This is a genomic window from Pseudomonas sp. Irchel 3H9, from assembly GCF_900187495.1.
GTDB lineage: Bacteria > Pseudomonadota > Gammaproteobacteria > Pseudomonadales > Pseudomonadaceae > Aquipseudomonas > Aquipseudomonas sivasensis.
In genome coordinates this window covers 600,800-613,320 of sequence record NZ_FYDK01000003.1, presented here as the reverse complement: position 1 = coordinate 613,320, position 12,521 = coordinate 600,800, and the positions used below count along the sequence as shown (strand labels likewise).

Here is a 12,521-nt window from a genome sequence, read left to right as displayed (position 1 = left end):
CGGATTTTCAGTCAATGTTCTAGTCGACTGATCGACTGCAATCGGGGGCAAGCCCCCTTCCACATTTGGCCTGCGTTGTTTGAAGAATCTGTTCCAGACGCTTGACGATATAGTCCTAATAGGTTTTGATTGCCTTCGTTATCTTTCGAAACGAAACTTATCAATACCATGTCGAAACGAAATACACCCCAACGACGCCACAACATCCTGACCTTGCTCAACGAACAGGGCGAAGTCAGCGTGGACGAATTGGCCAAGCGTTTCGAAACCTCCGAAGTCACTATCCGCAAGGACTTGGCCGCCCTAGAAAGTAACGGCCTGTTGCTGCGCCGCTACGGTGGTGCGATCACCATGCCTCAGGAACTGGTAGGCGATCCTGCCCAACCGATCTCGGCCTACAAGCGTGCGATCGCCCGTGCTGCCGTGATGCGTTTGCGGGAACACGCCCGCATCATCATCGACAGCGGCAGCACCACCGCCGCCATGATCCCGGAACTGGGCCACCAGCCCGGACTCGTGGTCATGACCAACTCCCTGCACGTAGCCAGCGCCTTGAGCGAATTGGAACACGAGCCGGTGCTGTTGATGACCGGCGGCACCTGGGACCCGCATTCGGACTCGTTCCAGGGCCAGGTCGCCGAGCAGGTGTTGCGTTCCTACGACTTTGATCAATTGTTCATCGGCGCCGACGGCATCGATCTGCAGCGTGGCACTACCACCTTCAACGAATTACTGGGTCTGAGCCGTGTGATGGCCGAGGTCGCCCGTGAAGTGGTGGTGATGGTCGAATCCGACAAGATCGGCCGCAAGATTCCCAACCTGGAACTGCCCTGGAGCAGCGTCCATACCCTTATCACCGATGATCGCCTGCCGCTTGAGGCCCGCGACCAGATCCAAGCCCGCGGCATTACGCTGATATGCGCGGCAATCATCTAGGAGAAGCACCATGTGTGGAATTGTTGGCGCAGTCGCCGAACGTAACGTTACCGCCATTCTGATCGAAGGCCTCAAGCGCCTTGAATACCGTGGCTACGACAGCGCCGGCGTGGCCGTCTTCACCAACGCCGGCAAGCTTGAGCGCATGCGTCGCCCGGGCAAGGTCAGTGAGTTGGAGCAGGCCCTGGCCGGCGAACCGCTGGTAGGTCGCCTGGGGATTGCCCACACCCGCTGGGCCACTCACGGCGCACCGTGCGAACGCAACGCCCACCCGCACTTCTCCGGTGACCTGGCCGTGGTGCACAACGGCATCATCGAAAACCACGAAGTGCTGCGCGAACAGCTCAAGAGCCTGGGGTACGTGTTCACCTCAGACACCGACACTGAAGTCATCGCCCACCTGCTCAATCACAAGCTCAAGGACCACAGCGACCTGACCACCGCCCTCAAGGCCACGGTCAAGGAACTGCACGGCGCCTATGGCCTGGCCGTCGTCAGCGCCAGCCAACCGGACCGTGTGGTAGCCGCCCGCAGTGGCAGCCCGCTGGTGATCGGCCTGGGCCTGGGCGAGAACTTTCTCGCTTCCGACCAACTGGCCCTGCGTCAGGTCACCGACCGATTCATGTACTTGGAAGAAGGCGATATCGCCGACATACGCCGTGAAAGCGTGGCGATCTGGGACGTTAACGGTAATTCCGTCGAACGCGAAGCTGTGCAATACCGCGACGGCGCCGAAGCGGCCGATAAAGGTGAGTACCGCCATTTCATGCTCAAAGAGATCCACGAGCAACCTGCCGTGGTCCAGCGCACGTTGGAAGGTCGACTGAGTCAGAGCCAAGTGCTGGTCAACGCGTTCGGCCCCCAGGCCGCCGAGCTGTTCGCCAAAGTGCGCAATGTGCAGATCGTCGCTTGTGGCACCAGCTACCACGCCGGCATGGTTGCCCGTTATTGGCTGGAAGACCTGGCTGGCATCCCGTGCCAGGTCGAAGTCGCCAGTGAGTTCCGCTACCGCAAGGTGGTGGTGCAGCCCGATACCCTGTTCGTGACTATCTCCCAGTCCGGCGAAACCGCCGACACCCTGGCCGCGCTGCGCAACGCCAAAGAGTTGGGCTTCCTCGCCAGCCTGGCGATCTGCAACGTCAGTATCAGCTCCTTGGTACGTGAGTCCGACCTGACACTGCTGACCCAGGCGGGTCGCGAAATCGGCGTAGCTTCCACCAAAGCCTTCACCACCCAACTGGTTGGTTTGTTGCTACTGACCCTGTCTCTGGGCCAAGTGCGAGGCACCCTGGCCGAAGGTGTTGAAGCTACCTTGGTGGAAGAATTGCGCCGCCTGCCGACTCGCCTGGGCGAAGCACTGGCCATGGACAGCGTCGTGGAAAAAGTCGCCGAGCTGTTCGCCGACAAGAACCACACCCTGTTCCTTGGCCGTGGCGCGCAGTACCCGGTGGCGATGGAAGGTGCCCTCAAGCTCAAGGAAATCTCGTACATCCACGCCGAAGCCTACCCGGCCGGCGAGCTGAAACACGGCCCGTTGGCCCTGGTGGATGACGACATGCCGGTGGTCACTGTGGCGCCGAACAACGAACTGCTGGAAAAGCTCAAATCCAACCTGCAGGAAGTACGCGCCCGTGGCGGCCAACTGGTGGTATTCGCCGACGAGAAGGCGAGCATGATCAATGGCGAAGGCACCCACGTCATCAACATGCCGCACATCAACGACACCTTGTCGCCGATCCTCTACACCATCCCGCTGCAGCTGCTGTCGTACTACGTGGCCGTGCTCAAGGGCACTGACGTAGACCAGCCGCGTAATTTGGCCAAGTCGGTGACAGTCGAGTAATACCTCGCTCACCTGGAGGCCCATCGGGTCTCCAGGTTTCAACGCAAGGACGCCACGTTGATGCCATCTTCCTTTCCCCACCTCGGCGAGCGTTTGCACAATCGCCGATTTGTGGTCGCGAATAACACCCATGGGCTTTCCGGTACCGGCACGGTGTTTCATTACCGTGTCGACGGTGATGCCTTATCCAGCACCTACCAAGGCGGCCGAATCCGCACGGGGACGCAAGTCGGTCGCGTGACCGGCGCCGATACCATTGAGCTGCTTTTTCAGTGCCTGACGCTGGACGGTGAGCTGCTGTCCGGTTGGTCGCGAGGCACAGTGAGTGTGGATACGTCTGGGCGTACCAGCCTGAGCTTTGTATGGGGTTGGTTATCGGGTGCGACCGGAGGCGGGGAATCGAATTATGTTGAGCTTGCTGAGGGTGACAACTGCTCCTAAGGTACAAACTCCACCCGCAACCCCCGACTTGTGCTGCGTCCTTGATCATCACTCACCCGCAACCGATATTCCCCTGACTTGCCCGGCCTCCAGTTCAGCGTGGCTTGCGGCGGGCCTTGGCCGATCAAGGTTTGATCAGCGAACCAGTACAGCGTCGCCGCATCGCTGGCCGCATTCGCGTTCAGCGGGATGCTTTCCTGGGGTTGAGACAAGCGCAGTTGGTAGCTCACCTGAGTCAGTGGCGAGCGAATCTGCGGCGCTTCGCTCTGGTCGGTGATGCGGTTGGGTTGGCAGTTTTTCATCACGTTGGGCGGGGTTCGGCGGGGCAGGCCGGCTGCTCGGTACAGGCGTTGAACGTCGCTGGGCCAGAACTCGAAGATGTCCTCTCGTGTGTATTGCGGATCGAACGGCGGGCACGCGGCTTTGCCGGTGCGGGTGTCGATCAGCACCGGGCGGTGCAGGTTGGAAACACGGATCGGCGAGACGCCGGGGATGTACCAGGTCTTGCGGGTTTGCGGGCACCAGCGGTTGGGCAGCTCACCGGAGGCAGCGCAGACATCAATGCGCACCAGCCCCGCGGGCGGCTTGTCGGCTTTGATCGCGACGTTGGGTAATGCCAGGGGCAAAGCGTCAGCAATGCGGAAGAATAGCGGCGCGGCGGTCTTGGCACCAATAAAGGCTGGATTTGGCCGACCATCGAAGTTACCCACCCACACCACCAACACATACGGGCCGACCAGTCCGGCGCTCCACGCATCGTGAAAACCCCATGACGTACCGGTTTTCCAGGCGGTTCGCCAATGGCGGCCGGGCAGGCCATCTGGGCGTGGGTTGCGGCGCAGCATGTCGCGCACCATAAACGCGGCCTGCGGGCTGAGCAGTTGTGCGCCGGTGGTTTGCGGCTGTTGCTGCAAGTAGCGCAACGGCCGTAAATGCCCGTCTCCCGCCAACATCACATACAGCCGCGCCAGCTCCTCCGGGGTCATCTCGCCGCCACCCAGTGCCAGGGCCAGGCCGTAATGGCTTTCGTCGCGTAGGCCTTTGATGCCGGCGCGTTGCAGTAAGCCGTATAGAGAAGGCGACTTGACCTGGCTGGCCAGCCACACGGCGGGGATATTGCGACTGCGGATCAACGCGTCGCGGGCCGTCAGTGGGCCGACAAAACTGCCGTCGAAGTTTTCCGGTTGGAAGTAGCCGAAGTTACTCGGTAAGTCTTTAAGGATGCTCATGGGGTGGATCACCCCTTGGTCCAGCGCCAGCCCATAGAGAAACGGTTTGAGCGTAGACCCCGGCGAGCGCCGTGATAGCACACCATTCACCTGTCCATGGATGTCTGTGGATAAGTAGTCCGCTGAGCCCACCAGCGCCTTGACGCTCTGATCGCGGCTGTCGACCAGGATCGCGGTGGCGTTCTCCACCCCGGTGCTGCGCCGTTCGGCGATAAACCCGGTGATCAGACGTTCTAGCAATTGTTGCAAAGGCAGATTGAGCGTGCTGTTCAACTCGTTACCGGCTTGAGCTGCCAGCAATTGCTCGCTCAAGTGTGGCGCCAAAAAAGGAATCTCCTGGCGGTTGCGCGCTTCCAAGGGCAAGTCCAGCAAACTGTCATTACGCGGGTCTTGTGGATAAGTCTCGCGCCAATCAGCCATCAAGCGCAGCCGGGCGTTTTGCAGCGAAGGCCCGAAGCGTGCTCGACGGCCGGGCTGTTGGGGGATTACCGCCAATGCCAACGCTTCGGACAGCGACAAGTGCGCCGCCGCCTTGCCAAAGTAGATGCGACTGGCCGCTTCGGCGCCTTCGATATTGCCGCCCATGGGCGCCAGGTTCAGGTACGCCTCAAGGATGTCGTGCTTGCTGTAGCGCGCTTCCAGCCACAGCGCCAACGCCATCTGCTGCAATTTGCCGGGCACTTGGCGGGTGTTGAGATCCCACAGGCGCCGCGCCAGTTGCATGCTCAACGTCGAGCCGCCTTGGCGCTGGCCTCCGCTGTAGGTGGCCATGGCCGCCCGCAGCAACGCCGGGGGATTGATCCCCGGGTGCCAGTAGAAATTGCGGTCTTCCTTGAGCAGCAGTGCCTCAATCAATGAAGGTGAAATGCGCTCCAGTGGTAGCCATAGGCGATATTGACCGTCCTGGGCCAGCGTCATACGCAACAGCGAGCCGTCATCGGCCAATACGACCCTGGAGGAGGTAATGGCCTGTTCCAGCGGCGCATGGGGCCAAAGCCGCACGCCGGCCAGTAACGCCGCAGCTGCCAGCAGCGGCGTCAGACGTTTAAGGCTTGGTAATTTCAAGCTGGCCTACTTTGCCGCGTCCCTGCAGGGTGGTTTCGTACATGCCTTCGGCGTAGGCCGGTGGCGTATTGAACGTCCCTGCGTTGGTGGCGCGTACGCGGTAAACGAAAGTGCCTACATCACGTAGCGCAGTGCCGTACAACACCACCCGATCATCCCGCACATCCACGTAGTCTGGCTGCCAGTTGCTCAGCTCGGTTTCGCCGATGGGGGCCTGCCAGGTGTCAGCTTCTTCTTCGCTGGCTTCAACGTACTCGGATTCTTCGCCTTCGCTTTCCTCGCTGCTCGCGGCTTCCGGCTCAGGGGGCAAGTTATACACAGGCTCGACACCGCCGGGCAGCAAGTCGACCACGGCCACTTGCTGCACTTGGTCACGGTCGGTAGCCCGTAGGCGCAAGCGCACCAGGAACTCATCACCCACGGCTACCTTACTCACCGGCTCGCCTTTGAGGTCGAGGTATTCGTGGATGATTTCCAGGCCGTTGTTGATGGCTTTGAGCTTGGCGCCTTTATCAAAACCGGCTTCGCTGAGCATGTAGAACGCTGCCGGGCCATCGGATTTTTCCATGACCAGCTTCTGCGTGGCGCGCGGTACGGCGGCGCGCGGTGGCTGGCCGGCCATTTCCAGCAATTGTTGCTGTTTATCGCCCAGCCAGGCGGTGGCCTTGAGGGTCATGTCGCTTTGCGCGCGCTGGCCATAGTTGTCCAGGGCGCGCAGCAACAATGCCGCCGACAGCGAATTGTAGCGCTGCTCGTTGAGGCGTTTGCCGAGCTTATCCAGTAGCGCGGTGGGCACGTCATCCATCAGTTCAGGGAAATGGCGCGCCAGCAGGTGCAAGTGTTCGGCGTCGTGCACCAGCGGGTCGTAGTACAGGCCGTCGCTGTCCCACTTATCCACAAGCGAACGCCACGGGATTTTGCGGAACAGCGTATCGGCCTGCCGATCCTGCTTGAGCAGTTTGTAGCTGGCAGCCAGGTAGGCGGCGCCCAGGTCGTTCTGCCAGCTGTCCTTGAAGTAACTCTCGTAGCGCTCGCGGATGTCGCTCAGCGCGCCGCTCACCAGAATCCCCTGACGGCTCAGCAGGTAACTGGCGTAGGCACGGTTGCGCAATTCCGACAGGCCTTCGCTCGGGCCGTTGGCCAGGTCTGTCAGATACGCGTTGAAACGCACCAGCAGGTCTTCCGGCACCGGCAGCCCGCGCTCCTTGGCTTCGATCAGGAAATCAGTGGCGTACAGGCTGGCGTACGGCGCCACGTCAGGGTTGGCTGCCCACAATCCAAAGCCACCGGCCTGGTTTTGACGCTGGCGCAACATGCGGACCGCGCTGCTGAAGGCTTGTTCAGCCTCGGGTGCGGTGCCGCCCCAGATCAATGCCGGCATGGCCTTGGACACCAATTGCTCGGTGCATGCATAGCCGTAGTCATCCAGGTAATGCTTGAGGCCGTTGGCCCATACCAGCGGCGAGGCGGCCACGCCCAACTGCACATCACGCAGTTGGCTGAACAGTTCACGTGTGGGCTTGAGTTCTTTGCTGGCGCTCTCGAAACGGCCCAGGCTCAGAGCGACGCGGTGTTCGCTCAAGGGGCGGATTGACGTGGTTTCCGCCACCTGGATTCGCTTGCCATCCGGCAGCACCGCGACAAAGCGCAGGTCTGCCGAACCGAGGGTGTCGCCGACTTTGATCTTGAATTCGGCAGTGCCTTCTTTGCGCGGTTGCAGTGACAAGGTGCTGCCCTTGTCGCCCTGCACCACGAGGCCGGCGCTGGTCTGCACTTCAAATTTCACATCCGCTGCCGCGTCGAGGTTGCTGAACACCCCGGCGCTGACGTTGAACACATCCCCCGGCGCCACGAAGGCCGGCACGTTGGGCGTGATCACGATCGGCCCGCGCACGTCGGTAGTGGTCTCGCTGACGCCCACGCTGTCGGTATCCACCGCGACGGCAAACAGGTGCAACTTGCCGTTGAAGCTGTCGGGTACCTGGTAATGCAGCACGGTTTCACCGACCGGCAAATCCACCAGCCCGGACCACCACGCCACTGGCGGCTGATGTTTACGTTTGAACGGGTTGAGGTGATTGGCCAGGGCGCCTTCCGTATCGCCTCCAGGCGCCGCCCCACTGAGCAGGCGGCTGAACTCCGGCAGGATCAGGTCAAGAATCTGACTGGTGCCGACTTCCAGCGCACGCTTCTGGAAGAAGAAACCCAGCGGATCCGGCGTTTGATAGCGCGCTACTTGCAGGATGCCTTCGTCCACCGCGTAGATCACGGCGCGGCCCGGGCGGTCGGTGTTGACCTTAATGTCGAGGATTTGCCCCGGCTCGATCTTCGCCGGGCCGTCGACCTTCAGTGCCATGCGCCGCGCGTCCAGGTTGATGCTGAAAGGCACCACACCGTAGGAAAGCGGGCTCATATAAACCTCGGACGAACCGATGTCTCGCACGAACTGCACGTTGACGTAGGCATTGCCCTCAAGGCCCGCAGGCACGCGGATATGTTGCACGCTGTTGGTGCTGTCGGCCTTGAACCACTGCTGGGTGTAAACCTTGTCGCGCTCGATGGTGATCAAGCCCGCGCCGGTGTACGGCGCGCGAATGCTGATGGCGATCTCATCACCGGTGGCGTAGCTGCGTTTATCCAAGCGCAGTTGCAGCTCGGCGTTACGCTCCAGGGAGCGCGAGGTGTTGCCGCGCCCGGCCACGCTGTAGTCGATCTGGTTGAGCAGGTTGCCGTTGGCGTCCTTGAGTTGCAGGGTGAAATCCCCTGGCGTACCGGTATTCAGGGTCTGCTTGGCGCCGTCTTTGGTCATCACCAGCGGTGAGGCCGGTTGGCTGATGTTCTTGATACGTGACTCGTACTTGTAGGTACCGTTGGATTGCTTCACCAGCACCGACACATAACGGTGCTCGACCACTTCGCTGGTCAAGCCATCCACCGCAAGCGGTGTGAGGTCTGGCGCGACGGCCAGCCATTGCACTTGGCGTGGGGCGTCCTTAGCGACGTATGACAGCGAATCCTGACTTTTCACACCCACCAGGTACGGCGCGGACGACACCAGCAACGCACTTTGCGCCGCCACGTTGCGGCCACCTTCAGCCTCGAACACCTGGGTCATCACTTGCAAACGATAGGTGCTGTTGGCGAAACGTTGCAGGTTGAGGTCGAGCACGGCCTGGCCGTTATCGTCGACGGTGGTTTCGGCCAGGTCTTCGGTGCTGGCGTCTTCCAGGGAATCATTGAGGCGGAAGCGGTAATCGGGGTAACGGTCGAATGCCGCGAGCGTCGGGCTCAGTGACATTTTTGCAGTAACGCGACGGCCCGAGGCCGGGGCGCCGAACAGGTGCATGGCGGTGACTTTAGCCACCACTTGGTCCGGGGGAATCCAGCCCTGCACCGGCGTGTCGTGCAGGCTCAAACTGACCTTCATGCGGTCCGGCTCGAAATCGCGGACTTTGAAGCTGACACTGCCCAGGTCTGTGCGCGTTTGCTTCTGGCCAATCAACTGCAAGGTCGCGGTGTATTCCCCGGCTGGGGCCACTTCGCTGCTGGGGAAATCAAAGGTTTCAAACCCGCTGGCGGAGAGCTTCAGTGGCTGGCGAATCACTTCCAGACCGCGCGGGTCGGTGATTTGCAGCTCCACCGGCAGACCTTGCAAGGCGCCTTTCCAGTTGCCGCTGCGCACGATCATGCCCAGGTGGGCGGTTTCGCCGGGTCGGTACAGGCCGCGGTCGGTAAACAGGTAGGCGCTGAGGCGATCAATCGCACCGTCTTCTTCCAAACCGCCTACATCAAAGCGCGACAAATCCAGCTGCTGGGACTGACGGGCGATTGGCAGGAACGATTGGTCATTGCCGCGACTGACCACATACATAAGCGGCGTTTTCTCACGGCGCAGTTCATCCAGCTTGGCGAAATGCACATGGCCTTCGCCGTCCGTGTGACCGCTGCTCACCGGCAAGCCATTGCGACCGATGATGTCGACTTGCGCGTCGGCCACCGGCGAACCATTACCGATGGACTGCACATACACGTCGTGACTGCCGTCGCTGGAGCGTTTGGCGATGATGCCGAGGTCGGTCACTACGATAAACCGCAGGTCGCTGGTACTGCTGAGTTCATATTCGAACGTACGCTCGGCCGGTTCATCCTGTGGGCTCAGCTTGAGCACGAAAATGCCGCGACGGCCGCCGTTGGCGGTGAGGTAGTGGCTCAAATCTACGTTGTCGTAGACGGTTTTGGCCGGGTCATTGGATGACAGAGGAATGTCCAGAGACTGACGCTCGACCATACGATCGAAGTACTCATTGCCAAAGTTCGGCCGCGCAAAACTGCCGCTGCTCTGGTCCACCAAGTGTTGCAACTGGTTGGGCAACAGGCGGGCGATTTCCACGTGGGCGCCGGGCACTCCCCTGGCCATGAAGCCCAGGCGTTTCTCGCCAGTGAGGCTGAGCAGGGCGCCGTCAGACAGGAACTGCAAGGTGCGCGGATACGCCGGCATGCTTACCAGCGACGCCGTAGGATCCTTCGCCAGATAGCCGCCGATGGCCTCCAGGTTAGCGGGCACGCGTACATACAGCGCACGTCCGGCAGGGGCCTTGAACTTGAAGGCGTGCAGGGTGTTCAGCGGTTCGACGCTCGGCACGTGGGTCAGGTTGACCTTGGTGCTGCGGGCGAGCAGGGCGTCGTCGATTTCATTGGTGTTATAGGGGCGGGTGTCGTCCTGGGCTTTTTCCGGCAACAGCCATGCTTGGACTTTACCGGCGATGGTGTCATCGGCTACAGCGCTGGAACTGCTGAACATCAGCACTGGCTCTGGCTCTGCGCGTTCGTTATCCACAAAGCTGATTTCGGCGCCCGTAAATGTCAGGCGATAGCGACCGGGTACGGTGACTTTGGCCACCAACGATGCGGCGCTGGCGTTGCCGCCATCGCGGGCCTTGATGCCTTCGTCGAGTTTGGCGCTGACCGGGGTGCTTTCCAGCGGGGTGGCCAGGGCTGCGGAGCGTACGTAGGCGTTGAGTTTTTTCTCGTCGAAGGTGATCTCCGGGCGATTTGGCAATTGGGCGTCGCGGTAGGTCAGGCCTTTGTCGAGGGTCACCGTTACGTGCTTGCGCAGGCTGTCTTCATCCACAGGGTGGGAAAAATGGAAGGTCGCCACCAGCTGCTTCAGCGTCGGGTTGGATGGATCCTGGTACAACTCGTTGGCGGCCAGGGTGGCGCGGAACGGTTGGGTGGAGAACTGGGTGCTGTACTGATCCAGCAATACGCCATCTGCCAACAGGTTTCTCTTGGCCAGATCAAGGGTGTAATGGGCGTCGATAGGCCAGTCTTTCTCCGGCACGAACAACAGGCTACGGTCATCCGCCCAGCGCCAGGTGCCTGCGACCTCGGGCTTTAGGGTAATGCCCTCGGTGACGGGTTTGCCGATGGCCGCAAGGGGCGCCACGGACTCGGCGAAGCGCACCTGTAAGTTATCCACAACTGGCGTTGGCTGGGTGTAGTCAGTCAGGTTGGGCTTGTGCAGCGAGTAGCTCGCGGTATGCGGCTGCGGCAGATTGGAATACCAGTGCCAGCCGTAGAAGCCAGCGGCCACGAGCAGTGCTAGCCCGAGCACTCCGGCACCCGTCTGACGCGGGTAAGCACGGGCTTTACTCCCAAGTTTTTCCACGCCACGGCCGATAGCACGCAGCCACAGCGGAGGATGCCATTGGCCTAAAACGGCCCCCACCACGGTCAGAAACACGCCGACAACACGACGGCTGATGGCTTTGAGCGAATCGAACATGGTGAGCATCCCTGGCTAAGTGCGGCGTATCTTACAGCGTCTTTGATACAAAAGATGACGCCGATACGCCGTATGGCGGGATGTTTATAGGGTTAGTGAGCGCCCATGCATGCCAGCGAGCGGTCGACCATGAGGTTGGCCATGTCCTTCAGGTGTCCGGCGGCTTTTGTGGGAGTGGGCGAGCTCCCGATGACGGTCGATCAGTCAACATCTTCAGCGACTGACACACCGCCATCGGGAGCAAGCTCCTCCCACATTTAGCGCTCCATTGAGCTGAGAATGCTGGTGGTCAGGTCCACCAGTAGCGTACGAGGTGGAAGAAAATCGGCGCGGCGAAGCACACCGAATCCAGCCTATCCAGCATACCGCCGTGGCCTTCGATCATATGCCCCCAATCCTTAACGCCCCGATCCCGCTTGATGGCTGACATGACGATCCCACCGGCAAAACCGAGCAGGTTGATCAGCAAGGCGATCAGGAACGACTGCCATGGGTTGAACGGCGTGGTCCACCACAGCGCGGCGCCGATCAGGGAGGACAGCAGAATCCCGCCGACAAAACCTTCCACGGTTTTGGACGGTGACAGGTTGGGCGCGATCTTGTGTTTGCCGAACAGCTTGCCGCACACGTACTGCAACACGTCCGAGAGTTGCACGACGATCACTAGATAGGCGATCAGCAGCAGGTTGCGGCCTTCGTAGCCGGGGATGTCCAACGTCAGTAGGGCCGGGACGAAAGACACGCAGAACACCGCGATCATCAAGCCCCATTGCACTTTCGAGGCACGTTCGAGGAAGTGTGTGGTGTCGCCGCCCAATGAGGCGAGGATCGGCAGCAGCAAAAACACGTACACAGGGATGAAGATCGAGAACAGCCCGTACCAGTCCGAATAAATCAGCAGGTATTGCAGCGGCAGGGCGAGGTAGAACGCGGCCACCAGCGCCGGGTAGTCGCTGCGTCGGGTCGGGGTGAGGGTGAGGAACTCGCGCAGGGCGTAGAAGGACACCGCGTAGAACAACAGAATCACCGCACCGGTGCCGAGCCAGAAGGCGATACCGATCACCACCACCATCACCCACCAGGCATTGATACGGGCGTTGAGGTTGTCGATCACCGCGTTCGGCGTGCCACGGGTGCGCAGTTTGAGGATCAGGCCGATCAGCGAGGCGAGTACCAGGATCGCGCCGATTCCGCCGAACAGCATCAGGGTTTGGCTATCCAT

6 protein-coding genes are annotated in these 12,521 nt (G+C 61.0%); 3 read left to right on the top strand and 3 right to left on the bottom strand.

All coding sequences use genetic code 11. From position 1 onward, the window contains the following. Positions 1–168: 168 nt before the first annotated feature. Genes CKW32_RS14560 through CKW32_RS14550 form a run of 3 tightly spaced genes read left to right on the top strand, consistent with a single transcriptional unit; the run spans position 169 to position 3,220 of the window. The gene (locus CKW32_RS14560; RefSeq protein ID WP_024078249.1) at positions 169–936 is read left to right on the top strand and encodes a DeoR/GlpR family DNA-binding transcription regulator; all 768 of its coding nucleotides are present in this window, start codon (positions 169–171) and stop codon (positions 934–936) included. Positions 937–946: 10 nt separating this feature from the next. After that, positions 947–2,779: a glutamine--fructose-6-phosphate transaminase (isomerizing) gene (gene glmS / locus CKW32_RS14555; protein ID WP_032885169.1), complete on the top strand. Its 1,833-nt coding sequence runs from the start codon at positions 947–949 to the stop codon at positions 2,777–2,779. A gap of 60 nt (positions 2,780–2,839) precedes the next feature. Further along, positions 2,840–3,220, top strand: coding sequence for a hypothetical protein (locus CKW32_RS14550; RefSeq protein WP_095185265.1), 381 nt, complete (start codon positions 2,840–2,842; stop codon positions 3,218–3,220). Here CKW32_RS14550 and pbpC read toward each other — a convergent pair. The 3 genes from pbpC to CKW32_RS14535 all read right to left on the bottom strand — a co-directional run bounded on the left by pbpC (position 3,217) and on the right by CKW32_RS14535 (position 12,521). Then, positions 3,217–5,514, bottom strand: coding sequence for a penicillin-binding protein 1C (gene pbpC / locus CKW32_RS14545; protein WP_095185264.1), 2,298 nt, complete (start codon positions 5,512–5,514; stop codon positions 3,217–3,219). The two genes, CKW32_RS14550 and pbpC, sit on opposite strands and share 4 nt — an antisense overlap. After that, on the bottom strand, positions 5,495–11,299 hold the full coding sequence (locus tag CKW32_RS14540) for an alpha-2-macroglobulin (protein WP_095185263.1): 5,805 nt from the start codon (positions 11,297–11,299) through the stop codon (positions 5,495–5,497). Before CKW32_RS14540 ends, pbpC begins: the two co-directional genes overlap by 20 nt. 289 nt (positions 11,300–11,588) lie before the next feature. Further along, a complete protein-coding gene (locus CKW32_RS14535; protein WP_032885177.1) occupies positions 11,589–12,521 on the bottom strand; it encodes a phosphatidate cytidylyltransferase in 933 nt (310 codons plus the stop codon).